The sequence below is a fragment of the Kitasatospora sp. NPDC088861 genome (assembly GCF_044750105.1).
GTDB lineage: Bacteria > Actinomycetota > Actinomycetes > Streptomycetales > Streptomycetaceae > Kitasatospora.
This window is the reverse complement of the sequence record NZ_JBIVJF010000009.1, coordinates 219,790-246,348: the sequence shown is the minus strand read 5'-3', so window position 1 is coordinate 246,348 and position 26,559 is coordinate 219,790. Positions and strand designations below refer to the sequence as shown.

Sequence of the window (26,559 nt, the reverse complement as noted above, 5' to 3'; positions counted from 1 at the left end):
TGAACAGGAGCACCTGAGCGGGAGGTAGGGCGGTTCCGACCGTCCGGGCCGGTCAGTACGGCCCGGCCAGTGCGGCCACCCCCGGGAAGCGGGCGATCGCCTGGCCGGCGGTCGGCGGGTGGGCGCGCCGGGGTCGCAGTGCGCCGAGGGCCACCGCGGGCCTGGCCAGCCGGGCGGGTCTGGCGGCGAGGGAGAACACCTCGAAGTAGGCGGCCGAGACGGCGGGGTCGGTGAGGGCCGCGCCCAGCACCCGGCGGGTGTACCAGCGGGTGAACACGGCGGCGGGCCCGGCGGCGGTGGCGGGGTGGCTCGACAGCGCGTCCGGGAAGCCCTCGTCCTGGTCCTTGGCCATGTCCCAGGGCGTGTCGACGACCCTGGCGATCCGCCGCTGGATCAGTGCGCTCACCCCCGGGTGCAGGCCTTCGCTGTCGACGGCGGCGCGGATGGCGGCGGCGCACTGGGCGGCGACCGTCATGCCGTGCCCGTACACCGGGTTCAGCGCCGCCACCGCGTCGCCGGTGGCGGCGAACCCGGCCAGCGGGCCGCCCTCGTAGCATTCGTAGCGGCGCCGGCGGTTCAGTGTCCCGTGGCAGGTGCGGATCGGGCCGAGCGGGCGGGCGGCACGGGCGAGGTCGTGGACGACCGGGTGGTCCAGCGCCTTCAGGAAGTCGTGGAACTCGCGCTCGCCCCTGGCGGGTTCGCCGCCCCGGGTGCCGGAGAGCGTGACGATCCAGCGCCCGTCCTCGATCGGGATGATGGTGGCGCCCCGACCGGGCCGGCCACGCCCCGGGACGGGCACGATGCTCACCACCGGGAAGCCCTCGTTTCCGCCCGGCGTCTCGAACACCCGGGCGGCGTAGGCGAGTCCGGCGTCCACCGTCTCCTCGCACAGGCCCTTGACCCCCAGCGCGCGCAGCCACTCCGGGGCGCGGGAGCGGCGGCCGGTCGCGTCCACGACCAGGTCGGCCCGCAGGGTCTCCCGCGAGCCGTCCGGGTTCTCGATGTGGACCCCGACGATCCGGCCCGGGCCGCCCACCAGGCCGAGGACGGAGGTGCGTTCGCGGACCGTCACGTTCGCCTGCTCGCGCAGCCGCCGCCGCACGACGTGGTCGAGCAGGTGGCGGCTGCACGCGATCAGGTAGGCCGGCGAGTCGAAGCCCTGGAGCCAGCCCGGCCCGAGGCGCATCAGCAGGCCGGCGGGGATCGAGCGGTAGTGGGCGCCGGCGGCGAGCAGGGCGTCGAGCGTTCCGGGCAGGACCTCCTCGACGGCGTCCGCGCCGCCGCCGAGCAGGATGTGGCTGAACTCGCCCTGCGGCAGGCCCCGGCGCGGGCCGGGCAGGACGGGCAGGACGTCCTGTTCGAGAACGGTGACGGTCCGGGCGTGCGGCGCCAGGGCGGCGGCGGCCAGCGTGCCGGCCAGGCCGCCGCCGAGGACGAGGGCCGTGCTCACCCGGCGGCTCCGGTGGAGGCGAGGCCGTCCCGGCGGGTCGCGCGCATCCACACCGGGCCGGGGCGCAGCGTGGCGAGCGGCAGCTCGCGGACGGTCCGGCCGGGGACGTGCTCCAGCCGCCAGGCCCGCATGATCGTGGCGAGCAGCAGGACGGACTCGGTCATGCCGAACTGCTCGCCGACGCAGCGGCGCGGTCCCGCGCCGAAGCCGATGAACGGGCCGCGCTGCGGGTGGACGCCCACCCACCGCTCGGGGTCGAAGCGGTCGGGGTCGGGGAACAGGGCGGACTGGCGGTGCAGGAGGTAGGGGCTGTAGACGACCGTCGTGCCCTCGCGCAGGCGGTGCGCGCCGAGTTCGGTGTCGGTGGCCGTGACGCGGGTGAGCAGCCAGCCCGGGGAGTACAGCCGGACGGCCTCGCGGACGACCCGGGTGGTGAGCTCCAGCCCGTCCACGCTCGCCGACGTGCCGGCCGCCGGGGTGGCGTCGGTCTCGGCCGCGTCCACACCGAGCGCGTCCGCCTCGGGCGCGTTCACCCCGAGCACGGTCACCCCGGTCGCGTCCACGTGGGCCGCGTCCACCTCGGCCCGGACCCGATCGGCGATGTCCGGGTGCTGGGCGAGCAGGTGCAGGGCCCACACGGTGGAGTTGGCGATGGTGTCGAAGCCGGCGGCGAAGATCGTCATCACCTGGTCGGTGACCTCCGCGTTGGAGAGCGCCTGCCCGCCCGCGTCAGCGGCCACCAGCGTCGACACCAGGTCGCCCCGGTCCTCCGGATCCGCGCGGTAGGCGGTGACGACCTCGTCGACCAGGCGCACCAGCCGGCTGCGGGCGGCGTCGTAGCGGCGGTTGGCCGGCAGCGGGATCCGGTTGAGCCGGTGGGGCAGCAGCATGCGCCGGTAGGAGCCGCCGATCAGCAGCACGAAGTCGTCGACGGTCTCCTGGAGGCCGGTGAACGGCAGCCGGGTGAACAGGGTCGAGACCAGGCTGCGCCCGGCGGCCAGGCTCAACTCGGCGGTGATGTCGACCTCCTGCCCGTCGCTCCAGGACCCGGCCAGCCGCCGGGCCTCCCGGGCCATCACCTCCGTGTACCGCGCGATCCGGTCGGCGCGGAAGGCGGGCTGGACGTAGCGGCGCTGGCGGCGGTGGTCAGCGTGGGGGCAGGTCACCAGGCCGTTGCCGGCGAAGTCGCGGACCCGTTCGAACAGGAACCCGCCCTTGTCGAAGACCCGGTCCTCGCGCAGGACGTGCCGGGTCAGCTCCAGGTCGCAGACCACCACCGCGGAGACCGGCCCCAGTCTGATCTGGACGAGGCCGCCGTACCGGGGCAGGGAACGCAGGAACGCCAGCGGGTCGCGCAGGAACGGCACCAGGTGCCCGAGCAGCGGCAGGCCGCCGGGCGGACGGGGGATCATCGCGGTGACTCCGTATGGTAGCGGGCGGCCGTCGCCGTCCAGTGGATGAGCGCGCGGGTGAAGCGGACCAGTCCGAGGGCGAAGGCCCGCACCTCGCCGGGCGACGAAGGGTCGCGGGCGATGCCGTCCGCCAGGAACTCCAGCGTCGTCGACTCGGCCTCGCACAGCGCCCCGAGCCGGGCCGACGCCTCTTCGGGGGCCAGGCCCTCGTGGACGGTGAACGAGCGCAGCAGGTTCTTGCCGTTCCCGGCGGCGGACTCCCCCTCTGCGGAGTAGAGGTCGTTGACCCAGCAGACGACGTGGTTGAAGCGCATCAGCAGGTCCGCCACCCTCGGGTGCCGGAACACCTCGTCGGCGAGGTCCAGGCCGTGGGCGAGCTCGATCCAGCCCGCCGCGCACGACACGGCGCCGTCCTGGTCCCGTCGGCGGAGGTACTCGGGGACGGTCTGCACGGCGCCGGCCGGGGCGGCGGCCCCGAGGTCCTGGAAGGGGGTGTCACGGAAGGCGGTGTCGCGGAAGGCGGTGTCGCGGAAGGCGGTGTCGCGGAAGGCGGTGTCGCGGAGCGGGGTCTCGTCGAGGTAGCCGAGCGAGGTGTCCAGGTACGCGCGGAAGTACGCCGCGTAGCGCGACCGCCACTGCGGCGGCGTCAGCTCGGCCGTCTCCCGCCACAGCACCGCGAACGCCTCGACGAGTGCGTCGCCGGGCGGCTCGATGCCATCCGAACCGCCGTCCGAAGCACCACCCAAGCCGCCACCCGAGCCGCCGCCCGGAACGCTACCCAGAACGCCGTCCGAACCGCCGCCCGAACCACCGCCCAGGACGTCCGTGAGTGCCCGGACGGTCCGCCGGGCCGCCGTGACGGGCCCGCCGATCCACTGGTCGTCGAAGCGGTCGTCGAGGATCCAGGTGAGCACCAGCCACTTCGCCGCCGCGACCAGCCGCGGACCCCGGGGAACGTCGCCCCACGCCTCCGCCACCAGGTCCAGGTGGCCCTGTGCCAGGAACCCTTGGACGTCACCGCCGAGCACGCCGCTCGCCACCAGCCACGCCCCGACGTCCCGGCGGAGGGCGTCGGCCTCGCCGTGCGGCGCCGGTCTGGCGACTCCCGCGAGGAGGTCCGGGCCTCCGGGGTGCTCGGCGGCGAGGCCGCACATGCCGCGGTACGGCGAAATGCCCATGCCCGTGCTCCCCCTCGCTCACCACCTCCGACCGGCCGGTCGGAGAAGGACCAGTCTGGCCAGCCACCGCGACTGTTCAAAGCGCAACCATCGCTTTTCCCCCGCACGAGTGATCGCGCCGTCACCACGTCGACACGGACCGTGACCAGTCCCACCCCCTCCCGACGCGCCCCACCCCTCGGCGGCCAGGCTCTCGCCGGGCGTCCGATAACCGGTTGGGACGTGGTGCCGGAGTGGCTACGGTGGCGGGATGGCGACTCAGGTGATTGTGCTGAACGGCGGTTCCAGCTCGGGCAAGTCCGGGATCGCCCGGTGCCTGCAGGCGGTGCTGCCGGAGCCCTGGCTGACGGTCGGGGTCGACACCCTGATCGAGGCGGCGCCCGCGTCCCTGCACGATACGGACGGGGGCATCGGCTTCGCGGCCGATGGCGGGGTGAGCGTCGGGGCTGCGTTCCGGGCCTTGGAGGCGGCGTGGATCGCGGGGGTCGCGGCCATGGCGGGGGCGGGCGCGCGGGTGATCGTCGACGAGGTCTTCCTCGGCCGGTCGGAGTCCCAACTCCGCTGGGAGAAGGCACTCGTGGGCCTGGACGTGCTGTGGGTCGGGGTCCGCTGCGAGGCGGCGGTGGCCACCGGCCGGGAGCTTGCCCGGGGGAACCGGATCCTGGGGATGGCCGCTTCGCAGGCGGAGCTGGTCCACCAGGGCGTGCGCTACGACCTGGAGGTGGACACCTCGCGCACCGAGTCGCTGGAGTGCGCGCGGAGGATTGCCGCCCACCTCGGGGGCGGCGCCGCCGGATCCGCCCCCGTGGGCGGGTGACCTGGGCCTGGGCCCAGGCCCAGGTCAGGCCCCTGGCCCTGACCGACGCGGAGTCGGCGTCGGTCAGGGCCAGGGGCACGGGCAGGGCTCAGGCCTGAGGTCAGGGGTTCTCCCGGTGCCGCCACCGCACCGGGTCGGCGGCGCTCGGCACCGACGCGTCGGCTCCCGGCGCTCCGGCCCCGGTCCGCGCCAGCGGCCGGTAGTCGGCGCACGACAGCACGAGCAACTCGTTGTCACCGGGCTGGAATTCGTAGTCCACCCGCTCCACGCGGCTCGTGATCCCGAGGACGTCCAGGTGTTGGCGCAACCCGTCCAGCTCCCCGTAGCGGACACCGGTGTCGTACACCATGACGGGGAAGAGCCGGACTTCGCGGCGGGCGATCCGGGCGAGTTCCAGGAGGGCCGCCAGGTGGAAGTCCCCGTCCAGCCGGTTGCCGTACGAGAAGAGCAGGTGCGAGCTGAGGACCAGGTCGAAGGAGTCGTCGGCGAACGGGAGTTCGGGCAGTGAGCCGGCGACGTAGCGGTCCGGGCGGGCGGCGATGTCGGCCTGGAAGTCGCGGGCGTTGGCGATCCACTGCCGGGTGAGGCGGTCGGGGTCGCCGTACCACGTCCAGACGAAGTCCGATGCCTCTCGGACCAGTTGGTCGCGCTTGTGCCGGGTCTCCCGTTCGACGAGGACGCCGAGGTCCTCCCGGTGGCGGGCGTACTCGCGGTCGACGGCCACCGCGTCGATGCCGCGCCGGCCGGCCTCGGCCGTGAAGCTGGCCGCGCCGCCCGGGCAGTCCAGGATGCGCCGGCCGGGGGCGAGGTCGCCGTCGGTGAGCGCGAACATCGCGCGGTACTCGTCGAAGCAGCGTGCGCTGACCAGCACGGTTCAGCCCCTCCCGATGTACGGCATGGTGGTGGGCAGGACGGTCAGGGACTGGACGTTGGTGTCCGGCGGCATCGAGGCCATCAGCAGGACGGCCTCGGTGAAGCGTTCCACCGGGATGGTCGCCTCGACCGCCATCGTGCCGTCCGCCTGCATGGCGGCGGGCTGCGGGCCGCCGTCGACCGGGGTGACGTTGCCGACGTCGATCTGGCCGACCGCGATGCCGTGCGCGCGGCCGTCCAGGGAGAGCACCTTGGTGAGGCCGAGGACGGCGTGCTTGGCGGCCGTGTAGGCGATGGAGTTGGGCCGCGGGACGTGGGCGGAGGGCGCGCCGTTGTTGATGATGCGCCCGCCCTGCGGGGACTGGGTGCTCATCACCCGGAAGGCCTCACGAGCGCAGAGGAAGCCCCCGGTGACGATGGTGTCCAGGACGCGGTTCCAGTCCTCGAACGGGGTCTCGGTGATGGGTCGGCGCGGGGCGGCGGCGCCGGCGTTGTTGAACAGCAGGTCGACCCGGCCGAAGCGGTCGCGGACGGCGTCGAACAGGGCCGCGACCTCCTCCGGTTGGCGGATGTCGGTCGGGACGGCCAGCACCCGGGCGGGGTCGACCTCCGCGAGGGCGATGGTCTCCTGGAGGGCGTCCTTGCGTCGCCCGGCCAGCGCGACGGACCAGCCTGCGCCCAGCAGGGCCAGGGACACGGCCCGGCCGAGCCCGCTGCCGCCGCCCGTGACGACGGCCGTCCGCCCGTGCGGCGCCTGTACGCTCCCGGTCACATGTCCTCCGTGTTCATCCAGATCCGCAGCATCCGCCGGGAGTTCGGCGCAGGCTCGTCCACGTAGGCCGAACGCCCGTGCAGGACCCGGCTGTTGCGGATGATCAGCAGGTCTCCGGCGGCCATCGGGAGGCCGAAGGCGATCTCGGGCCGGTAGAGCACCTCGTCGAGCACACCGAGCGCGTCCCACTGGCGGTCCGTCAGCGGCGGGCCGCCGCGGTCGGGGGACGAGCGGACGGTGCGGGTCTGGTAGTAGCAGGCGATGGTCCCGTCCTTCTGGGTGTAGAGGATCGGGGAGACCACGACCTGGGGCCCGGCCCGACCGGTCCGGTCGAAGGTCCAGTCCTCGGTGAGGGTGGCGAGGGCGTCCGGCCGCTCCCGCTTGATCAGGTCGTAGACGTGCCGCGCACTCGCCAGCTTGGTCAACCCTCCACCGTTGTAGGCGGGTTGGATGCAGAGCAGGACGAGCAGGTCGCAGGTGTCGCAGTGGAATCCGAGCTCGGTGTTGCCGTCGCCGTCCTGGTCGTGCAGCACCTGGGTGAGGTCGCCGCGCCCGTTCTGCGGGACGATCTCGCCGAAGTCCCGCAGCAGGAACGACAGGGCCGCCGCGACCTCCTCCTCCGGGGCGGTCGGATCCATCAGCCCGGTGACGTGGGCGACGCCGACGGAACGGGCACCGCCCTGGACGAGCGCGCGCAGCTTCGCCCGGACCGGCTCGGCCGCGCCCCACCGTCCGGCCCGCGCGTCCGCCCAGAGCAGTTGTCGCTCACCCTCGTCGAGCGGGAGCGACCACTGCTCCCGCCGCGCCTCCAACTCCTCGCTGCTCCAGCCGATTTCGGACACCGTGTCGTCGTACATGTGCGGAACCACTCCTCTCTACCGCTGGGCGGCGGCCGCCGCCACCGCCTTGGACCAGAGCGCCAGCGCCTCGTCGACCTGCCCGGCCGTGACGGTCAGGGCCGGGATCATCCTGACCACGTTCAGGTGGATACCGCAGATCAGCAGCAGCAGGCCGAGGTCAGCCGCCGCCTGCTGGGCGCGCTTGGCGGTGTCCGGGTCCGGAGAGCCGTCCGGGTGGCAGAACTCGTTGCCGATCATCAGCCCGAGGCCCCGGACGTCGGCGACGCCCGGCGCTCCGGCGGCGACCGCCCGCAGGCCGTCCAGCAGCCGCGATCCCTGTTCGGCGGCGTTGTCGACCAGCTGCTCGTCCCGGATGACGTCCAGCGTGGCCAGCGCGGCGGCGCAGGCCACCGGGTTGCCGCCGTAGGTGCCGCCCTGCGAGCCGGGCCGGGCCCGCCGCATCAGGTCGGTCGGCGCGGCGATCGCGGACAGCGGGAAGCCACTGGCCAGGCCCTTGGCCGTGATCAGGACGTCGGGCACCACGCCCTCGTGGTGCAGGTGGGCCCAGAACCGGCCGGTGCGGCCGAAGCCCGTCTGGATCTCGTCGACGACCAGCAGGATGCCGTGCCGGTCCGCGCGCTCGCGCAGCCCGGCGAGGAACCCGGCGGGCGCGGGCACGTAGCCTCCCTCGCCGAGCACCGGTTCGACGAACATCGCGGCGGTCTCGGAGGGGGCGCTGACGGTCGCGAGCACCTGGTCGAGTCCGCGCAGGGCGTGCTCCACGGCCTGCGCCTCGCTCAGCCCGAGGCTCAGACCGAGCCGGAAGGCGTCGGGGAACGGCGCCACCGCGACACCGGGCATCACCGGGCCGATGCCCGCGCGGAAGCGGCTGCCGGCCGTGGTGAGCGCGGCCGCGCCCATGGTGCGGCCGTGGAAGGAGCCCTCGAAGACGATCACGTTCTGCCGGCCGGTGGCGTGCCGGGCGAGCCGCAGCGCCGCCTCCACCGCCTCGGTGCCGGCGGTGGCGTAGAACAGCGAGTCCAGGCCTGGCGGCAGCACCTCGCCGAGCCGCTCGGTGAGGGTGAGCAGGGGGTCGTGCAGCACGGTGGTGTACTGGCCGTGGATCAGCCGGCCGGCCTGCTCGCGCACCGCCTCCACCACGCGCGGGTGGCAGTGGCCGGTGCTGGTCACCCCCACGCCGGAGGTGAAGTCGAGGTAGCGGCGGCCGTCGGCGTCGAAGAGGTGGAGTCCTTCGCCGCGGGTGGCGACGACGGGGGTGGCCTGCTTGAGCACCGGGGAGAGCTGGGACACGAGGTCCGCCTTCCATGGGTCTGGGGGTACGGGTCGGTGGGGGCGCGGCTCACGGGGCGCCGGCGCGGCGGACGGGTCGGTACGGCGGACGGGGGTCGGTCCTACGCACGGGAGTCAGTGCGGCGGACGGGAGTCAGTGCGGCGGTGCGACGGGCGGCAGGTAGCCGGCCTCGGCGGCCCGGGTGAGCGCGGCCGACCACCACTGCGAGGTGGGCTCGGCGAACCGGACGCCCAGCCGGTCCAGCACGGAGGTGGTGTACGCGCGGTCCACGAGGACGTTGCGCTCCTCCTGGAGGGACCACGCGGCGGCCAGCCCCGCCGCCGTCGGGTGGTCGCGTTCGGCCCGGGCGATCGCCGCCGCGAAGGCCTCGTCGTCGGTGAGCCGGACGGGGTGGCCGTGGCCGGCGAGCCAGCGGACGAGCTCGTCGTGCGGCGTCTCGTGCGGGCTCTCGACGTGGTAGGCGCCGGGCGCGGCGTACGGGTCCAGCGCGATCGCGGCGATCCCGGCGGCCACGGTGTCGACGTAGGAGAACGCGTAGGTGGTGCGCGGCCGGCGCGGGGCGGCGCCGGCCAGCAGGTAGCCGCGGATCAGCTGGTAGATCCGGTTGTCGCCGATGTTGGCCTGGAAGGCGCCGGTCCGGCTGTGCGCCGCGATGTGGCCGCTGCGGTACAGGTAGGCGGCCCGCCCGGTGGCCGCCCAGGCGCGGACGGTCTGCTCGGCGGCGAACTTGGTCCGCTCGTACGGGGTGCGGAAGTGCTGGCCGATCCGCAGGTCGGCCTCGCTGAAGCGGCGGGGCGGGCCGTCCACGCCGCCCGCGACGGCGAGCGTGGAGACGTGGTGGACGCGGGCCGCCGGGGCGTGCTCGTCGATCCAGCCGAGCAGCCGCCGCACCGCGGTGTGGTTGGTCCGCTCCAGGTCGTCGGGCGAGGCCACCAGCCGGACGTCCGCGGCGGCGTGCACGACGAGCTGCGCGCCCCGGGCCCACGCCAGTCCGGCCGGGGACAGGCCCAGCCCCTCCCGGTCGATGTCCCCGGCGACGACCTGGATCCGGCCGTCGTCGGCGCCCGCGCCCAACCGCCGGACGGCGCCGGCGTCGTGCTCGGCCCGGACCAAGCAGGTGACGTGGGCGCCCCGCTGGACGAAGGCGTCGAGCAGGTGCCGCCCCAGGTAGCCGGTGGCGCCGGTGAGCAGTACCCGGGCGGGTTCGCGCACCGTGGTGCGGGCCGCCGGTACGGCGGGTGCCCGGGTGCCGGGGTGGAGCAGCTGGCCGGAGGTCGACAGCGGCGCCCGGACGGGACGGGTGGCGGTACCGGCACCGACACCGGCCTCGGCGGCCACCGTCCCGGCGAACGCGGCGACGATCCGCTCGGCGGCTGGGTGCGGCAGACCGGGCCACCCGTACACCAGGTCGGCGACCAGCCGGTTCTCCACGATGCGGGCGGTGAGCCGCAGGTCGTACAGCGGGTCTCCGCCGGTGCAACGGGCCACTCCGGCCTGCTCGTCCGCGACGGTCCAGTCCAGTGCGGGCTCGTCGGGCAGCCGGAAGGTGCCGAGGAAGTTGAACCCGACGGCGGAGCGGGTGCCGGGTGCGTCCATCGCCTGGACGGGGGCCTCGCGCAGGCGCTGCGCGGCCCCCTCGGGGCCGGCCGACGCCTCGACCACCAGCCGCTTGACGGCGGTGAACCAGCCGACGGTGTCCAGGAATTCGCCCGGATCGCCGGCGGTGTCCCGGCCGTGGGTCTCCACCTCGACGGGCAGCCGCGGGTGGCCGCTCCAGCCGGTCACGGCGTCGGCGAAGGCCGCCAGCAGGAAGGCCTCCAGGCCGGTCCCGCCGCCGTGGCGGCCGACCAGCCGAGCGGTGCCGTCCTCGTCGAGCGTCCAGCCGACGGCCGCCGGCTGCGCGCGGACCACGGACTCCGGCGCGGACTCCGGAGAAGGCGACACCGGCGCCGGGGGCGGCGGCGCGGCAGCGGCCCACTGGTAGAAGTCGGGGGTCGGCGGCAGGTCGGCCGGCTTCTGGTCGAGCACCGCCCGGTAGGCGTGGGCGAGGTCGTCCAGCAGGATGCGCCACGACAGCCCGTCGACCACCAGGTGGTGCGCGATCAGGGCGAGCCGGTCGTCGGTGCCGGGCGGGCCGGTGAACAGGTGGGCGCGCAGCAGCCGGCCGGCCAACGGGTCCAGGCTGCGGTGGAGTTCGGTGCAGACCCCGGCGACGGTCTCGGCGATCGGGGCCGTCCCGCGCGGGATCCGGGAGAACGACAGCGGGTCGAGGTCGGCCACCGGCCGGGGTGCGTCGTAGCCCTCCGGCGAGACGGGCCGCCGCAGCGCCGGGTGGCGTTCCAGGACGGCCGCGAGCGCGGCCGAGAGCGCGGCCGGGTCGACGGCCGTCCGGCAGCGCAGCAGGACGGACTGGTTCCAGTGCCGCAGGTCGTCGACGGACCGCTGGAGGTACAGCCACCGCTGCGCGGGGGCGAGTTGACTCCCCCGGTCGCCGCTTCCGGTCCGCCCGGCCGGAGCGGAGGCCGGAACCGGTACGGCTGCGGCGGCTGCGGCCAGGCCGTGCGCGGTCGGGTGCCGGTAGAAGTCGTCGTAGTGGACGCGCAGGCCCGACCGGCGCAGGAAGGCGACGGTGCGCATGGCGAGGATGGAGTCCCCGCCGAGGTCCAGCACGTCGGTGTGCGGCCCGACCCCGGGCAGGCCCAGCGCGGCCGCCCAGAACCCGGCGATCGACCGGGCCAGCGCGTCCCCGTCCGAGGACGGCCCCGACTCCGCCCGGGCCTCGACCAGTTCGGCGACCAGCTCGGCCAGCCGATCCCGGTCGAGCTTGCCGTTCGGCCCGACCGGGAACTCCGGCAGGGTCAGGATCGGCTGCGGCACGGAGTAGCCGGGCAGTCGGTCGCGCAGGTAGGAGCCGATCCCGGCCAGCCCGGCGCCGTCGGCCGACAACCGTACGGCGGCCAGGAGTTGGTTCCCCACGGCGGTCTCCCGGACCAGCACCGCGGACCGGGCGACGCCCGGGAAGTCGTCCATCGCCCGCTCGATCTCGGCGAGGTCGACCCGGTAGCCCCGGATCTTGACCTGGCGGTCCACCCGGCCGAGGAAGACCAGGCTCCCGTCCGCCCGGCGTCGACACAAGTCGCCCGTGCGGTACATGCGTTCACCGTCGTGGCGGACGAAGCCGCGCGCCGTCTCGGCGGGCCGGCCGAAGTAACCGGCACTGACGCCCCGGCCGCCGATCAGCAGCTCCCCCACCGCGCCGTCGGGCACCGGCCGCCCGTCGCCGTCCAGCAGGGCGAGCCGCACCTCGCCGATCCCGGTGCCGATCGGGACGGTCGGCTCCTCGGCCGGCAGCTGGCGGGCGGTGGCGGCGAGGAAGCAGGTGGCGCCGACGGTCGTCTCGGTCGGGCCGTAGTGGTTGACCAGCCGGGCGGTGACGCCGGTGTCGAGCAGGGCGGCCGCGAACGGGCGCGGCAGCGCCTCACCGCCGAGCAGCACGGTGTGCAGGGGCGGGGCGTCGCCGGGCCGGCCCTCCAGCAGGACGGTCAGGTGCGAGGGGGTGGTCTTCAGCACGGACACCCCGGCGCGCCGCAGCGACGCCCAGAACGCCTCCGGGTCGCGCACCTCGCCGTCCGGCACCACGTGCACCGAACCGCCGACCGCGAGGGCCAGCAGCCAGGCGGTGTGGCCGAGGTCGGCGGCCAGCGTGGTGACGTGCGCGACGCACGGGGCGTCGGCCTCGGTGAAGCCCAGCCGGTCGGCCAGCGCCCGCGCGTAGTGCACCGCGTTGGCGTGGGTGACGGCCACCGCCTTGGGCTCGCCGCTCGACCCCGAGGTGAAGGACAGGTACGCGGGGTCCTCGGCCGCACCGAGCATCAGCTCCTCGGCCCCGCAGAGCATGAGGTCACCGGCCCCGCCGGGCATGAGGTCACCGGTCGTGGCGGGCACGCTGCCCGGCGCGTCGGGCAGGCCCTCGGGCCCGGCCAGCCGGTCGACGTCCACCACCTCGGCCGGATGGCCCTCCGGCCCGGGGAAGGCCGCCTCGGTGCTGAGCACCCGGCCGATCCGGACGGCCGCCAGCCTCCGGGCGAGGTCGGCCGCCGACCAGTCCGGGTCGGCCATCACCGCCGCCGCGCCCGAGCGCAGCACGCCGTGCAGCAGCACCAGCATGCGGGCGTCCCGGGGCCCGAGCAGGGCGACCCGGTCGCCCGGGCCGGTGCCGGACGCGGCCAGCCGGGCCGCGATCCGGCCGGCCGCGGCGTCGAGGGTGCGGTAGTCGAGGGTGCGGTCGCCGTCGGTCAGGGCGGTCCGGTCCGGGTGCTCCCGGGCGAGCCGTAACAGGAACCCGGACAGCGACCGGGCGGACGACGCGGCCCGGTTGGACGGCGTGGACGGTGCGGACGGCGTGGACCGGACGTGCTGCGTCGCGAAGGTCACTCCGGCTCGCCTCCCGTCCGGGCCGCCCGCCCGGCGCGGACCGGCCCCGTCGCGTGCGGGTCCACGACCAGGGGGTCGCCCGCGAGGAACGCGTCCAGGCGCGGCCGGTCGGGCAGGCGTCCGGCCAGCTCCCAGGCCAGCATGCGGTGCAGGCCGTCGATGTGGATCAGTCCCTCCCGGACCAGCAGGTCCGTGTAGTCGGGGTGGTCGACCGCGCCGGTGCTCAGGTAGACCGGGGTGAACGGGGCCCACCGCAGCAGCCGGAGCTTGGCGGCGCAGACCGGGTTCGCGGCCGACCAGGCGGCCTCGTCGGAGCGGATGCGCTCGGCCGCCTCGGCCACCGTCAGGCCGGAGCGGGGCACGAGTTCGCGCGCGCCGCCCTCGCTCAGGTGCCAGGGCAGGACGACGCCGAGGACGTCCGAGCGCGAGAGCCGGACGCGCCACCAGCCGCCGGGGATCCGGCCGGCGCGTTCGACGTTCTCCTCGCCGTCCCGGTTGCTGTTCGCCTCGTGGGCGCGCTCCACCGGGTGGTCCCGCAGGTAGGCGTGGTGGACCTCGGCGTAGGCGACGGCGGTGACGATCTCCACGCGGTGCTCCTCAGACAGTTCCGATCATGCTGTTCCGGCCAGGGCGTTCCGGTCAGGCGGTTCCGATCGAACAGTTCCGGTCAGGCGGTTCCGACGTACTCGGTGAAGTGCCGTTCCGCGAACAGCTCCGGCCACCGGCCCTCCGCCAGGCCGAGTTCACGGGCCCGGGCGAGCATCAGCCGCCAGTGCGGCTTCACCGGGCGCCAGCGCGCCCCCACCTGGCAGTAGGACGCGTCGATGAAGTACCGGGGCCTGCCCGGGCCGTCCGGCGCCGGTCTGCGGGTGTGGAACAGCGCCGAGTTGAGAAGCACCGTGGAGCCGGGCGGCAGCCGGTCGATGACCACCTCGCCGGGCAGTTCGGCGGTGCCGTGGTGGGCGTACGCCGTCTTCCCGACGGTACGCCGGTGCGAGCCGGGCAGGACGGCCAGGCTGCCGACCTTCTCGTCGAGGCCGCCGAGGTAGTGCAGCGCGTGGACCATCAGCAGCGACGGGTCGGCGCGGTCGTTGGGCTCGCAGTCGTGGTGCCAGGCCTTGCCGGGGATCCCCGGGGCCTGGCGGTCGCTGTGCAGGTGGTGGAAGACGAAGGACGGCCCCATCAGACCGGACAGCGCCCGTAACAGCGGTGGGTGGGTGAGGAGTTCGCCGTGGGCCGGCAGTTCCAGTTCCAGCACCGGGGGCGGGCCGTGCCGGGCGGGGTCGGTGCAGGCGGCGATCGAGCGGGCCCGTAGGCCCTCGTCCACCCAGCGGTCGACCTCGGGGGCCAGCCTGGCCCCGAGCGGCTCCGGCACCAGGCCGGGCAGGACCAGGTATCCGGATTCCAGGAACTGACGGTGTTGCTCGGTGTCTAGGGCTTCACGCCCTCCGGAAGTCTGCGTCACCGAACCGGCCCCCTCCTTCCGGATGACGGGTCGCACAGTCGGGCACGGCGGATGGGACCTGAACGGGTTCTATGAAACGCACGGGATCATCCAGACCTCGGGTGGCGCCGGGTTCGTCCGTCGTCGCCACAGCTGACACACGTTCACCACGAAAGGGCACGAGTTGATCACGCAAGGTAGTCCGCTGAGGAGTATGAACCGTTGTTCGTGTCCACCACAAGACCATCGCCGACTCCTGGACATCTTCCCGCCACCGTGACGTTCAGCTCCAGCCACCGATCTACTCGTTCCCCACCCGAAACTCCGGACCCATTGAGCCCCGGTGATTCGCCGCTGGCACAGCGGATGCGGCACAGTGACGTCATGAGCGGCGACACCAGGAGTCACGAGAGCGCCGGGCGGGGCCCCGTGACCAGGCGCCGTCCGGTCCAGCAGCGCAGCCAGGAGCGGTACGGCCGGATCCTCGACGCCTGCGCCGGGCTGCTCGACGAGGTCGGCGCCACCGCGCTCACCACGAAGCAGGTCGCCCAGCGCGCCCAGGTGCCGATCGGCACCCTGTACCAGTTCTTCGCCGGCAAGGAGGACCTGCTGGCCGCCCTCGCCGGCCGCAACCTCGACCGCTACCTCCAGCGGCTCGACCACCGGCTGGCGACCGCCGCGCCCCTCGGCCCGGCCGGGTTCACCGACCTCGCGGTGGAGGAGTTCGTCGCGATGAAGCGCGCGGTGCCCGGATTCGGCCAGCTCGACTTCGGCCTCGCCGACGCGACCGCCCCCGCCGGGCTGCGGGACGACCGGCACCTGCTCGACCCGGGCGTGGACAACAACACCGCCGTCGCGCTGCGCCTCCAGGCGCTCGGCGGCGAGGTGTTCGCCACCGGCGACCCGGCGGCGCTCACCCTCGCCCTGCGGGTCGCCCTGGAGGCCGCCGACGCGGTGCTCAAGCTGGCCTTCCGCGGCGATCCGCAGGGCGATCCGGCGCTGATCGCCGAGTGCAAGCGGCTGGTCCGCGCCTACCTCGCGGAGCAGCCGCCCGTTGGCTGAGACCGGTCCCCGCCCGCCCCTCGGGTCCCGCCCCGCCCCCGTGTCCCGCCCGCCCGCGCCGTTGCGAGCCCGTCGCCGCAGCAGCACAGTGGAAAGCGGAACGGCCGCGGAGGCGGCCGCCACGACCCGAGGAGCAGACCATGCACGCAGCGGTAGGTGACCAGCTCCACATCCACAGCAGGTCGGTGGGCATGACGGACCAGAAGGGAGAGATCGTCGAGGTGCGCGGCGTCGACGGCGAACCGCCGTACATGGTCCGCTTCGAGGACGGCCACGAAGGTCTGATCTACCCCGGCCCCGACTGCGCCATCGAGCACCGCCCGGCGGACCGCTGACCGACTCCCCCGCCGCCCCGCACCCCACCCGGGCGGGGTGGTGAGCAGCGGCGCGAGCCCGGCGAGCGTTCCGGGCAGCGGGGCCGTGGGGGCAGCCGGCCCATCCGGGTGGCCAGGTGGCTCAGCGCAGCGGGAACACCTCGAACGGCGCCGCGAACCGCACCCCGAGCCGGCCGCCCGCTCCCCGCCCGGCACCCTCCAGGAACTCGCGTGCGTCCGCCATCGCACCGCCCAACCCGCCCAGCCCGGCCAGGTACGCCTTGTGCTCCTCCAGCGAGGCCACGCCCAGGTCGAAGTGCTCGGTGGTGTCCACCGCGTGGCCCGACTCCGGCGAGGCCGCCGCCCACACCTGCCGGACGCCGTTCCACGGCTCGTGGCCCTCGGCCAGCAGCTCCCGGAACACCCACCGGTTACCGGCGTCCCGAGCCGCGTCCAGGGCGGCCCGCCCGACCGCGATGTGGTCGGCCTGGTTGGGGGCGGTCCCGCCGTACGTCTCCCGGAAGTTGCTGGTGATCACGATGTCCGGCCGGTGCCGGCGCACCGCCCGGGCGATGTCGCGGCGCAGCGGCAGCCCGTACTCCACCATCCCGTCCGGGTACCCGAGGAACTCGACCACGTCGACGCCGACCACCCGCGCCGAGGCGATCTGTTCCGCCTCCCGCAGCGGCCCGCACTCCTCGGGGTCCATCGAGTCGATCCCGGCCTCGCCGCTGGTGACCATCACGTAGACGACCTTCTTGCCCTGCGACGTCCACCGTGCGACGGCCGCGGCGGCGCCGTACTCCATGTCGTCCGGGTGCGCGACGACGGCCAGCGCGGTCCGCCAGTCCTCGTCGACGGGCTGGTAGGGCTCGACGGCCTGCTCACTCATGGTGCTCGTCCCTCTCGGCTCGGCTCACAGTCGCCTGGTCCTACGGTCGTTCCGCAGGCGACTCTAGAAGACCCCCACACCCACACCCCGTCGGACACCCTCCCGGGCCGGCGGGGTTGCCCCTGACGCACGGGTCAGGGGTTAGCGTCCGGGCACCCGCGGTGGATCGGCCGCCGCGTCGGTTCTGGAGGAGTGCTGCGATGACGCTGCCCACGACGGCCCGGGTCGTCCGGTTGGTCACCGAGCCGGGCGGGTTGCCCGGGCCCGGGGACTTCGCGGTGGTGGAGGAGCCGTTGCCGGCGCCGGGGACGGGCGAGGTGGTCGTCCGCAATCGGGCCTTCCTGGTCTTCCCGGGCCTGCGCACGCTGATCGGGGGCGAGCTCACGGGGGCGCCGTTGCCGGCGATCGGGCCCGGGGACGCGCTGTACGGGCCGGCCCTCGGGGAGGTGCTGGCCGCTCCGGCGGGCGGGCCCCTTCGGCCGGGCGACCTGGTCACCCACCTGCGGGGGTGGCGGGACCTCGTGGTCGCGGACGCCGCAGGGTTCACTCCGGTCGACCCGGGGTTCCCGGACCCGGTGGCGCTGCTCTCCCCCGGCACGGCCGGCTACGGCGGGCTGACCCGCTGCGCCGGGGTGCGCCCGGGGGACGTGGTGCTGGTGACCGGCGCGGCGGGCGCGGTCGGCACGCTGGCCGGGCAGGTCGCCCGGCTGCTGGGCGCCTCCCGGGTGATCGGCACCACCGGCTCCCCCGCCAAGGCGAAGCGGCTCACCGCCGAACTCGGCTACGACGCGGTACTGGTGCGCGGCGAGCGGCCGTTCGCCGCGCAGCTGGCCGAGGCCGCGCCGGAGGGCGTCGACGTGCTGCTGGACCTGGTCGGCGGGGAGCAGCTGACGGCCGCCGTCGACGCGGCCCGGCCGGGGGCCCGGTTCGCCCTGGTCGGCGCGCTGTCCGGGCAGTTGGCGCCGGAGCGGCGGGGCGGCAGTTCGCCGGCTCTCGTGGACAGCTTCCGGGTGATCATGCTGGGCCTGACCCTGCGCGGCTTCACCGGCGTGGACCAACCGGACCTGGAGGCCGAGTGGCGGCAGCGGTTCGGCGGCTGGCTGCGCACCGGCGAGATCGTCTTCCCGTCGACGCGGGTGGCGGGCATCGACCAGGCGCCGCAGGCGTTGCGGAGGTTGTTCGACGGGGACACCTTCGGGGCGACGATCGTCGACCTCGCATAGCACCGAGGAGGAACGGCCATGCGGATCGGGGACGCGGCGGCAGCGGCGGGCACCACGCCCAGGGCACTGCGCTTCTACGAGCAGCGGGGGCTGCTGCCGCCGCCGGCCCGGTCCGCCTCGGGCCAGCGCGAGTACGGGCCGATCGAGGTCGCCCGGGTGCGGGCGATCCGCCGGCTGCTGGCCGTCGGGCTGACCGTCGACGACCTGGCCAGCCGCCCGCACCGCCTGGACCTGCTCACCGAGGAGCCGCCGCGCCGCTGCTCGGACTCCCCCGGCCTGGAGACCTTCGCCCCCGTGGTCACCGCCCGGCTCGCCGCCCTGGACGCCGAGATCGCCCGGCTGACCGCCCTGCGCGAGCGCCTCGCCCGGCACGTCGCCGCCGGGGGCGCGGACCTGCCGGGCTGACCCGGTCCACCGTCCGGAACGCGGCTCGCCCGGAACGCCGCGACGGGGCAGGCGCGGCGTTCCGGGCGAGGTCTGCGGGGGGAGCTAGCTGGCGTCCGGGGCGAGTCGGCCGTCGAGGGGCTCGGGGTGGGGCTCGGGGCGGGGCTCCGGGGCGGGCCAGCCGATCCGGGTGGCGCAGAGCGAGACGACCGCGGCGGAGACGGCGACGGCGGCCATGCCCCACACCAGGCTGGTGGCGTCGGCGATGAAGCCGATCACGGCGGGCCCGGCGAGCAGCCCGGTGGTGCCCATCGCGGCGACCAGGGAGAGCGCGTCCGAGCCCTGGCGGGCCGCGGCGACGTAGACGCACGGGGTGACCGCCGCGACGCCGAGGCCGACGCAGGCGAAGCCGATCAGGGTCGGCACGACGCCGCCGACGAGCAGCGCGAGGGCCAGTCCGGCGCCGGCCAGCAGGCTGCCGGTCCGCACGATCCGGCCGTCGCCGAAGCGGGTGCGCCAGCCGTCCGCGAAGATCCGGGCGAGCACCATCATCACCGAGACGACGGCGATGCCCAGCGGGGCGAGCCCGGCACCGGCGTTCACGACGTCCTTGAGGTAGAGCGCGGACCAGTCGTTCATGGCGCCCTCGGTGACGGTGCCGAACACCATCGCCAGGCCCATCCAGAGGGTCGCCGCGGCCGGGAGGACGAAGCGGCGGCGGTCCTTCTTCGCGGCCGGTGCCTGCTCCTGGTCCGACCCGTCCTGCGCCGCGGCCGGCGCGTCGTCCGTGAGCAGTCCGGGCCGGGCGGCCACGACCAGCACCGCGAGCAGCGCGGCGGCGACCCCGAAGTGCACGGCGAGCGTGCCGGTGAAGGCGGTGACGCCGGAGGCGAGCAGCGCGGCGAGCAGCGAGCCGGCGCTGAAGGTGGCGTGCAGGCGGGACATGGTGGTCCGCGCGTAGCGGGCCTCCAGCGCCGCGCCCTGGGCGTTCATCGCGACGTTCAGGCAGCCCACGGCGACGCCGTCGCAGAACAGCACCAGCAGGGTGAGCGGGTAGTCGGGCACCACGGACAGGGCGACCAGGACGACGCCGAGGGCGAGCGCGGAGAGCACGGACAGCAGGCGGGAGCCGAACCGCCGCATCAGCACCGCGACCAGCGGGAAGGACACCGCGGCGCCGACCCCGCAGGTCATCAGCAGCAGGCCGATCTGGGCCTCGCCGAGGTCGAGCCTGGTCTTCAGCGCGGGGATCCGGGAGACCCAGGTCGCGTACTGGAATCCGAGCAGGAAGAACAGTGCGGCGATGGCCAGTTGGGACCGGCGGAAGTCGTCGCGAACGGGGGACATGTGCATCAGCCCACTTCGGCTCTGGGTGGGAACCCGGGGGACGGGTCGGTGGAGGAGGTCAACGCCTGGACGGCGGCCGGGACGGCGGCCGGGGCCTGGACGGCGACAGAAGCAGCGGCCGGGCCCAGCGGCATCGCCATGTAGAGCGCCTCGGGGCCGTAGCTCCCGGGCAGTCCGATCTCGGGGCGGGCGCGGTAGCCCAGTGGGGCCCACACCACCTGCGAGCCGCGGACGGCGACCAGGGACATGGTGCGGTAGCCGCGGGCCCGGGCGGTCTCCTCCAGGCCGCGCAGCATCCGGTGGGCCAGGCCGCGGCCGCGCAGCTCCTCGGCGACGACCAGGTCGTGGAGGTGCATGTTGGTCGCGCGGACGCCGCCGGCCTCGGCCCGGCTGAGGTCCGGGCACCGGAACAGCGGGTAGGGCAGGGCCAGCAGGTAGCCGCCGAGGCCGTCGGCGTGCTCCAGGACGAAGCAGGTGTCGGGCGAGGCGCGGTGGCGGGAGCGCAGCGCCTCGCGGCCTTCGGACAGGCCGCTGGCGGCGTAGGCGCGCTCCTCCAGCGCGACGACGCCGTCCCAGTCGTCCTCCTGGAGCAGCCGGATGCGGAGGTCGGTCATCTGCCGGTGTCTCCGTCCGGGCCGCCGGTCCCGCCGATGCAGGTGTAGGGCAGCGGCTCGAAGCCGTTGAACCCCTGGGTGGTGTAGGCGGTGGCGTAGGCGCCGCAGGAAAGGATCCAGACCGGTTCGCCGGAGGCGATCGCGCGCGGGACGCGGACCAGGCCGTCCTCCTGGGCGTACGCGTCGTCGCTGTCGCAGGTCGGGCCGGCGACGACGGCGTTGACGAACTGGCCGCCGGGGTGGGTGGGGAATTCGAGCCGGTACTGGAGCTCGTCCATCTCGTACAGGCCGTTGAACTTGCCGCAGCTCAGGAAGAGCCAGTCCTCGCGGGTGCCGTCGAGCTGGTGCCGGGAGGAGAGCCGGGCGACGTGGGCGCGGATGGCGCCGTGGTCGGCGACCAGGTGCCGGCCGGGCTCCAGCAGGAACTCCAGCGGCGCGGCGTTGACGGTGCGCAGCCGGTCCATGCCCTCGCGGATGACCGCGAACATCTTGTCCAGCGGTGGGTCGAGCGGGCGGCCGTGCCGGTCCAGGACGCCGAGGGCGGGCAGGCCGCCGCCGAGGTTGATCCGCTGCGGGGTGATGCCGCGCCAGTTGAGCGCCTCCAGGACGGCGGCGAGCGAGTCCACGGCGGCGCCCCAGGCTTCGGCGGTCATCTGCTGGGACCCGACGTGCACGGAGAGTCCGGACGGGGTGAGGCCGGCCGAGCGGGCGGCGTCCAGGACGCGCAGGGCGTCCTCGGGCGAGCAGCCGAACTTGCGGCTCAGGCCCCACAGGGCGCCGTCGCCCGAGGTGGCGACCCGGCAGAACACCCGGGAGCCGGGGGCATGTTCGGCGATGGCGGCGACGTCCTCCAGGCTGTCGGTGGCGAAGTCGCGCACGCCCAGTCGGTAGGCCTCGGCGATGTTGCGGTCGGACTTGATGGTGTTGCCGTAGTGGATGCGGTCGGGGCTCACCCCGGTGCGCAGGGCCTGGGCGATCTCCTGGGGGCTGGCCGCGTCGAAGCCGGAGCCGAGGGCGGCGAGGCGCCCGAGCACCTCGTCCACCGGGCAGGCCTTCATGGCGAACCGGACGGCGACGTCGGGCAGTTCGCCGATCAGGTCGGTGTACTGGCGCTCAATGCCGTCGAGGTCGTAGATGATCCGGTCGTCGGTGGCAGCGGCGAGGGCGGCGCGGATCGCCGTCCGGTCGTGCGCGGCCGGGTCGGGCGCGACGCCGGTGTGGGCGGTGGTGTGGTGCGCCGGGGCGCGGTGGGCGATGGTCTGACGTATCACGAATGGCTCCCGGTGCGGCTACCGCGGCAGCCGGTCGGCGGGCGTGGCCTTGCTCGCCCGCATGAGCGGGCCCCACGCGTCGATCAGCAGCGCGAAGTCCTCGATGTCCGCCTGCGCTTCGTCGAGCAGACGCGCCCGCTGGGGCGCCAGGTGGTCGGCGAACTCGGCGTACTTCCCGCCGAGTCGCCGGTAGCAGTGGTCCAGCGCGTCGAGCCGTCGGTGGTTCTCCGCGCGGTCCGTCGCGGCGCTGCGGCGGGCGGAGTCGGCGATGACGTCGGCGCGGATGTGGTTCGCCTCGTCGAGGAGGGCCCCGCTGGCCGCCTCCATCTCGGAGTAGACCGGGTACAGGTAGAGCATGGAGAGCAGGAACTTGGCGTAGCGCAGCTGGTAGGCGGTGAAGCCCGCGCCGGTACGCCGTTCCGGGGTGTAGTAGTTGACGATGTGCCGGTTGTGGACGACGCCGGGCAGGGTGGCGTCGCGGACGAGGTGCAGCAGGAAGTAGTCGCTGCCGATGGTGGCGGTGGCGGGCGGCAACGGGACGCGGTCGTAGACCTCGTGGTCGAGGGCGACGTTGCACATGTCGATCCGCCAGATGTCGGGCAGGTCGAGCACGGCGCGGTCGTGGCGGAACGGGTCGGTGCCGCCGCCGGTGAAGGAGTCGGCGACGAGTTCGCGGCGTTCCTGCTCGCTCGCGCCGGTGGGCGCCCAGAGCGCGACGACCTGGTGGTAGGCGTCCGGGTCGAGTTCGCGGATCTCGCCGATGTCGACGGAGAGTTCACCGACGAAGGAGCCGCCGACCAGGGCGACGGGCTTGTCGGTGTGCACCGGGTCGAGGGTGACCTCGGTGACGGCGGCGGCCGCGTCGGCCGCCTTGAGGCCGAGCGTAGCGAGCTCGTGCTCGATCGGGAACACCGGTTCGCCGTCGAGCAGTTGGTACGCGCTGTCGGAGTCGCGGCGGTGCACGGAGGCGCAGCCGAGCGCGCCGGCGAGCAGGAACGCCCGGTTGGTGCAGGCGCCGTAGGAGACGGCGTCGGGGATCATCAGGTCGAGCAGCTGGTCGCCGAGCGGCCCGTCCGGGCCGGCGGCGCCGGAGCGCTCGATCACGTCGCGCAGGAAGCCGCGTTGGGCGGCCTCGTCGAGGTGGTGGACGACCACCTCCCCGGCCCCGGACGCGGTGCCGGAAGCAGCGCCGGAATCGGTGCCGGAGGCGGCACCTGACGCGGCACCGGACCCGACGGCGGGCAGCGCGGCGACGGCCTCGGCGTGCCGCCGGTAGGTGGCCGGGTCGGCGGAGTCCAGGATCAGCAGGTGCACCCGGACGCCGAACCGCCTTGCGGCGTAGGCTGCTTCGGCGCCGATCGCGGCGATGGTGGCCGCGCACTCGCGGTTGGTGGGCAGGGTCAGGCAGACGGCGCGCATGCCGGCTCCCCCGCGGACTCGGCGGGCTGCTGCGGGGCGGGCCGGTCGCCCGTGGAATCCGGGTCGTGCCAGGAGCGCAGTCCGAGCAGCCGCTCACCGAGTTCGGTGAGTTCGGCGGGCCCGTAGCGCAGCGACTCGTGGCGGGTCGCGTCGCCGACCAGGGTGCGGTTCCAGTCCGGGGTGGCGAGGGTGCGCCAGGATTCCACCCGGGAGCGGCGCATCTGCGCGGCCTCCTCCAGCGCGGGCATCATCGACAGGTACTGCACGGCGCGGACGCCGTTCTCGGAGGTGTTGCGGGCGACGCCGTGGGCGAGCAGGCCGTTCCAGATCAGCAGGTCACCGGCCTTCAACTCGGGCCGCACCACCGGGAACTCGGTGCGGTCGACGTCCGGGCGGATCGGGTCGCGGTCGGCGGCCTGGGCGGCCTGCCACTCGTTGAAGCGGCGGAACAGCTCCGGGTCGCACTGGAAGCCGCCGTGGTCGGGCCGGGTGTCGTCGAGCGCGATGATGCCCTGGACGCGCTGGGGCAGCATGCCCTGGGTGGTGTCGACGTCCCAGTGCAGTTCGATGTCGAAGCCCCGGTCGGTGGGCTCGATCAGCGCGCGGTCGCGGTTGCGGATGTTCGGTGGGTTGAGGTTGAGCCGGTCGAGGGTGACCCAGAGCTCCTCGCAGTCCCAGACGTCGACGAAGGCGTCGTAGACCCTCCGGGCCTGTCTGCTGTCCCAGATCAGCTGGTGGTGGTAGGCCTCGACGAAGCCGTAGATGTGCAGTTCCCGGTCGAGTTCGTCGCGGTAGTCGCGTTCGCGGTACCAGTCCTCGGGGCGGTCGGGCGAGAGGCCCTGGAAGTCCCAGGCGAAGTCGAGCAGGCGCCGTGCGGCCTCGGCCGGGATGGCCTCCTTGACCACGATGTAGCCGTAGGTCTGCCAGAACGCGAAGTCCTCCTCGGAGAGCACCCGCAGTGGGCGCTCCTTGCGGACCTCGCGCAGCGCCGTGCGCGCGAGGTAGCTCTCCCCGTCCTCGCTGAAGTAGGGGCGCGCCGAGGCGGCTCGGTGCAGATATCCGTCAGGGCTCGGCATGGGCAGTCACTCCATGGTTCGTAGTCGACGCAGCGCTTCCTGGACGCACAGTGCGGGCACGGCGAGCCGACGGCCCGTCACCGGCCGTGCGTGGAATTCAGCCCGTGGACCGCATGCCGTCCGCATACGCTCCGCCTCGCCCGGGCCCCGACCGTGCAAGGTTCCGCCACGTCAGGGGGCCAACTCGTCCGTCCGGCACGGCCTCTCACCCTGCCTCAGCCCCGGCCGAACCGCGCCCCTCATACGTTGGACTAGACCAACTAATGGTGTCAACCCTCGACGGCTGGTTACCAATAGGGAAATCCGCGCAGTTCAGATGACCCCTCGGGGTTCGCTTTATGTTTCGGAGAGTGACATAAGCCGGAGTATGTTTCGGGAATTGACATACCCGGACGTGAACCGAAACGAGTTCCCCAGCGTTGCGCCCCGTCCTTCGCGCCGTACGTTGGGCCTATGGCACACCGCCCCGCCGCCACCCGGCTCACCCCGCCCGGCTGGCTGACCGCGAGCCTGCGCCCCAAGGCCGCGCCGGTCCCCTGGGCCGCCGCCGCCCGGGCCTCGGTGGCGCTGGCCGCGCCGCTCGCGGTCGGCACGGCCACCGACCGGCCCGGGTACGGCGCGCTGGTGTCGATGGGTGCGCTGTCCGGGGTCATCGGGGACACCGCGGACGCCTACCGGATGCGGGTGTTCAACATCGCCGTGCCGCAGCTCTTCGGCGCCCTCGGGATCCTGCTCGGCACCCTGGTGTACGGTGCGGGCTGGACGGCCGTCGCCGTACTGACCACCGTCGCCCTGGTCTCCGGCATGATCTCCTCGATCGGCGCGGTCGCCTCGGTGTCCGGACTGCTCCTGCTGCTCAACGCGGTGGTCGGCGCCGGACTGCCGCTGCCCTCCCCCTGGTGGCTGCCGCCCGGACTGCTGCTGCTCGGCGGCCTATTGGTGCTCGGCCTCACCCTGCTCGCCTGGCCGCTGCGCGGCGGCGCGCCGGAGCGCTTCGCCGTGGCCGGCACCTACCGGTCGGTCGCCGACTTCCTGGAGGCCGCCGGCACCCCCGGAGCCGACGACGCGCGGCAGGCGCTCACCCAGTCGCTGAACCAGTCCTACGATCTGCTGCTCGCCCGGCGGGCCCGCCGGCACGGCCGCTCCCCCACCCTGGTCCGGCTGCTCGCCCAGCTCAACGCTGCCATCCCGGTGGTGGAGGCCGCCTCGGCGGCACAGCTGCGCCCGCGCGAGTACGGTCCGCTGCCGCCCGCCTACCCGGCGGCGGTGCGCGAGCTGGCCGCGGCCGTCGAGCGGGGCCGCGTCGGGTCGACCCCGCCGCCCGGACTGCCCGATCCGGCCGGACCGTCCACCCGCGCCCTGGTCGCCGCGATCGGCCACGCCCGGGCCGTCGCGCACGAGCCCGCACCCGACCCGTACGCCGGCGACGACCCGCTCGGCCGGCCCGCCGCACTGCAGGTCCGCGCCCGCCGGGCCGCCCACGCGCTGCTGCTGTCCCGGGCGTCCTGGCGGTACGGGCTGCGGCTGGCGCTGTGCATCGGCCTCGCCCAGATCCTGGTGTCGGTGATCGCGGTGCCCCGCTCGTACTGGGTGTCGCTGACCGTCACCTTCGTGCTGAAGCCCGACTTCGGCTCGGTGTTCTCCCGGGCGGTGCTGCGCGCGCTCGGCACCGCCGCCGGGCTGCTGATCGCCATTCCGGTGCTGGCCGAGGTGCCGCACGGCTGGTGGGACGTGCCGGTGATGGCGGCGCTGGCAACCCTGATCCCGGTGCTGTCGGCGAAGGGGTACGCGTTCCAGACCGCGGCGATCACCCCGGTGATCCTGCTGCTCTCCGACCTGCTCAACCACCGGGGCTTCCACCTGGTGCTGCCCCGGCTGTACGACTCGCTGATCGGCTGCGGCATCGCGCTGCTGACCGGCTACCTGCTGTGGCCGGATTCCTGGCACACCCGGATCGGGGAGCGGCTGGCCGACGCCGTCGCGGACACCGCCGCGTACGTCTCGCTGGCCTTCACCACCGCGCCCGGGGCCGACCAGCCGGCCCGCGCCCGGTACCGGCGGCGGCTCTACCGGGACCTGTCCGCCGTGCGCAGCGAGTTCCAGCGGGCGCTCACCGAACCGCCGCCGGTCGGGGCCCGGGCCGAGGCCTGGTGGCCGCTGGTGATCGCGGTCGAGCGGATCGTGGACACCACGACCGCCACCCGGGTCCGGGTCGAGCACGGCGCTCCGGCGCCGTCCCCGGCCGAGGTCGGCGCCGTCGTCCGGGAGCTGGGCGACCTGGCCGGGGCGCTGCGCGGCGGCGGGCCGCTGCCCGAGGCCGGGCCGGACGCCCTCCCGCCCGACTGCGCGCTGGGCCGGCTGCACCGCGAGGTGCAGGCGGCGCGGGCGGTGGTGCCCGTCTGAGGGCCGGGCCGGCCGGGGGCCGG

At 74.7% G+C, this 26,559-nt stretch carries 22 protein-coding genes; 6 read left to right on the top strand and 16 right to left on the bottom strand.

What is annotated here, in order from left to right; translation table 11 throughout:
- Positions 1 to 52 precede the first annotated feature (52 nt).
- Genes ACIP37_RS18605 through ACIP37_RS18595 form a run of 3 tightly spaced genes read right to left on the bottom strand, consistent with a single transcriptional unit; the run spans position 53 to position 4,040 of the window.
- Positions 53 to 1,450, bottom strand: coding sequence for an FAD-binding protein (locus ACIP37_RS18605; protein ID WP_363585768.1), 1,398 nt, complete (start codon positions 1,448 to 1,450; stop codon positions 53 to 55).
- A complete protein-coding gene (locus ACIP37_RS18600; RefSeq protein ID WP_363585769.1) occupies positions 1,447 to 2,862 on the bottom strand; it encodes a cytochrome P450 in 1,416 nt (471 codons plus the stop codon). The genes ACIP37_RS18605 and ACIP37_RS18600 overlap by 4 nt, the downstream gene beginning before the upstream one ends.
- Complete coding sequence (locus ACIP37_RS18595; RefSeq protein ID WP_400807848.1) at positions 2,859 to 4,040, bottom strand: terpene synthase family protein; 1,182 nt, start codon at positions 4,038 to 4,040, stop codon at positions 2,859 to 2,861. The genes ACIP37_RS18600 and ACIP37_RS18595 overlap by 4 nt, the downstream gene beginning before the upstream one ends.
- Before the next feature lie 250 nt (positions 4,041 to 4,290).
- Here ACIP37_RS18595 and cpt point away from each other — a divergent pair, with 250 nt between their 5' ends.
- The gene (gene cpt, locus ACIP37_RS18590) at positions 4,291 to 4,857 is read left to right on the top strand and encodes a chloramphenicol phosphotransferase CPT (RefSeq protein ID WP_363585771.1); all 567 of its coding nucleotides are present in this window, start codon (positions 4,291 to 4,293) and stop codon (positions 4,855 to 4,857) included.
- A 100-nt stretch (positions 4,858 to 4,957) separates the two neighbouring features.
- Here the strand turns inward: cpt and ACIP37_RS18585 are convergent, their stop codons facing one another.
- From ACIP37_RS18585 to ACIP37_RS18555, 7 genes are all read right to left on the bottom strand, one after another.
- On the bottom strand, positions 4,958 to 5,728 hold the full coding sequence (locus tag ACIP37_RS18585) for a methyltransferase domain-containing protein (RefSeq protein WP_363585772.1): 771 nt from the start codon (positions 5,726 to 5,728) through the stop codon (positions 4,958 to 4,960).
- A gap of 3 nt (positions 5,729 to 5,731) precedes the next feature.
- Positions 5,732 to 6,502, bottom strand: a complete 771-nt coding sequence (locus tag ACIP37_RS18580) for an SDR family oxidoreductase (protein ID WP_363585773.1) — start codon at positions 6,500 to 6,502, stop codon at positions 5,732 to 5,734.
- Positions 6,499 to 7,359 (bottom strand): TauD/TfdA family dioxygenase, encoded by an 861-nt coding sequence (locus ACIP37_RS18575; RefSeq protein ID WP_363585774.1) that lies wholly within the window; start codon positions 7,357 to 7,359, stop codon positions 6,499 to 6,501. Before ACIP37_RS18575 ends, ACIP37_RS18580 begins: the two co-directional genes overlap by 4 nt.
- Positions 7,360 to 7,377: 18 nt before the next feature.
- Positions 7,378 to 8,652, bottom strand: a complete 1,275-nt coding sequence (locus ACIP37_RS18570) for an aminotransferase class III-fold pyridoxal phosphate-dependent enzyme (protein WP_363585775.1) — start codon at positions 8,650 to 8,652, stop codon at positions 7,378 to 7,380.
- Between the two features lie 133 nt (positions 8,653 to 8,785).
- Positions 8,786 to 13,087 carry an amino acid adenylation domain-containing protein gene (locus tag ACIP37_RS18565; protein ID WP_400807844.1) on the bottom strand — a complete coding sequence of 1,434 codons (4,302 nt, stop codon included), beginning with the start codon at positions 13,085 to 13,087 and terminating at the stop codon, positions 8,786 to 8,788.
- Positions 13,084 to 13,674: a DUF6309 family protein gene (locus ACIP37_RS18560; protein ID WP_363624497.1), complete on the bottom strand. Its 591-nt coding sequence runs from the start codon at positions 13,672 to 13,674 to the stop codon at positions 13,084 to 13,086. Before ACIP37_RS18560 ends, ACIP37_RS18565 begins: the two co-directional genes overlap by 4 nt.
- Before the next feature lie 80 nt (positions 13,675 to 13,754).
- Positions 13,755 to 14,552 (bottom strand): phytanoyl-CoA dioxygenase family protein, encoded by a 798-nt coding sequence (locus tag ACIP37_RS18555; RefSeq protein WP_363631694.1) that lies wholly within the window; start codon positions 14,550 to 14,552, stop codon positions 13,755 to 13,757.
- 363 nt (positions 14,553 to 14,915) lie between these two features.
- Between ACIP37_RS18555 and ACIP37_RS18550 the strand changes: the two genes are divergently transcribed.
- A complete protein-coding gene (locus tag ACIP37_RS18550; RefSeq protein WP_400807840.1) occupies positions 14,916 to 15,593 on the top strand; it encodes a TetR family transcriptional regulator in 678 nt (225 codons plus the stop codon).
- Positions 15,594 to 15,733: 140 nt separating this feature from the next.
- Positions 15,734 to 15,928, top strand: a complete 195-nt coding sequence (locus tag ACIP37_RS18545) for a DUF1918 domain-containing protein (RefSeq protein ID WP_363585780.1) — start codon at positions 15,734 to 15,736, stop codon at positions 15,926 to 15,928.
- 121 nt (positions 15,929 to 16,049) lie between these two features.
- Here the strand turns inward: ACIP37_RS18545 and ACIP37_RS18540 are convergent, their stop codons facing one another.
- Positions 16,050 to 16,799: a PIG-L family deacetylase gene (locus ACIP37_RS18540; RefSeq protein ID WP_363624503.1), complete on the bottom strand. Its 750-nt coding sequence runs from the start codon at positions 16,797 to 16,799 to the stop codon at positions 16,050 to 16,052.
- Between the two features lie 200 nt (positions 16,800 to 16,999).
- Between ACIP37_RS18540 and ACIP37_RS18535 the strand changes: the two genes are divergently transcribed.
- Positions 17,000 to 18,022, top strand: a complete 1,023-nt coding sequence (locus tag ACIP37_RS18535; RefSeq protein WP_363585782.1) for an NADP-dependent oxidoreductase — start codon at positions 17,000 to 17,002, stop codon at positions 18,020 to 18,022.
- An 18-nt stretch (positions 18,023 to 18,040) separates the two neighbouring features.
- Positions 18,041 to 18,427, top strand: a complete 387-nt coding sequence (locus tag ACIP37_RS18530) for a MerR family transcriptional regulator (RefSeq protein ID WP_363585783.1) — start codon at positions 18,041 to 18,043, stop codon at positions 18,425 to 18,427.
- Positions 18,428 to 18,511: 84 nt separating this feature from the next.
- Here the strand turns inward: ACIP37_RS18530 and ACIP37_RS18525 are convergent, their stop codons facing one another.
- The 5 genes from ACIP37_RS18525 to ACIP37_RS18505 all read right to left on the bottom strand — a co-directional run bounded on the left by ACIP37_RS18525 (position 18,512) and on the right by ACIP37_RS18505 (position 24,133).
- Positions 18,512 to 19,753 carry an MFS transporter gene (locus ACIP37_RS18525; protein ID WP_363585784.1) on the bottom strand — a complete coding sequence of 414 codons (1,242 nt, stop codon included), beginning with the start codon at positions 19,751 to 19,753 and terminating at the stop codon, positions 18,512 to 18,514.
- A 5-nt stretch (positions 19,754 to 19,758) separates the two neighbouring features.
- The gene (locus ACIP37_RS18520; protein WP_363585785.1) at positions 19,759 to 20,367 is read right to left on the bottom strand and encodes a GNAT family N-acetyltransferase; all 609 of its coding nucleotides are present in this window, start codon (positions 20,365 to 20,367) and stop codon (positions 19,759 to 19,761) included.
- Entirely contained in the window at positions 20,364 to 21,542 is a 1,179-nt protein-coding gene (locus ACIP37_RS18515) for a type III PLP-dependent enzyme (protein ID WP_363585846.1), read from the bottom strand. The genes ACIP37_RS18520 and ACIP37_RS18515 overlap by 4 nt, the downstream gene beginning before the upstream one ends.
- Positions 21,543 to 21,656: 114 nt before the next feature.
- Complete coding sequence (locus ACIP37_RS18510; protein WP_400807834.1) at positions 21,657 to 23,057, bottom strand: DUF6271 family protein; 1,401 nt, start codon at positions 23,055 to 23,057, stop codon at positions 21,657 to 21,659.
- Positions 23,039 to 24,133: a YbiU family protein gene (locus ACIP37_RS18505; protein WP_363585787.1), complete on the bottom strand. Its 1,095-nt coding sequence runs from the start codon at positions 24,131 to 24,133 to the stop codon at positions 23,039 to 23,041. The genes ACIP37_RS18510 and ACIP37_RS18505 overlap by 19 nt, the downstream gene beginning before the upstream one ends.
- 453 nt (positions 24,134 to 24,586) lie before the next feature.
- Between ACIP37_RS18505 and ACIP37_RS18500 the strand changes: the two genes are divergently transcribed.
- Positions 24,587 to 26,536, top strand: a complete 1,950-nt coding sequence (locus ACIP37_RS18500; protein WP_363585788.1) for an FUSC family protein — start codon at positions 24,587 to 24,589, stop codon at positions 26,534 to 26,536.
- Positions 26,537 to 26,559 lie beyond the last annotated feature (23 nt).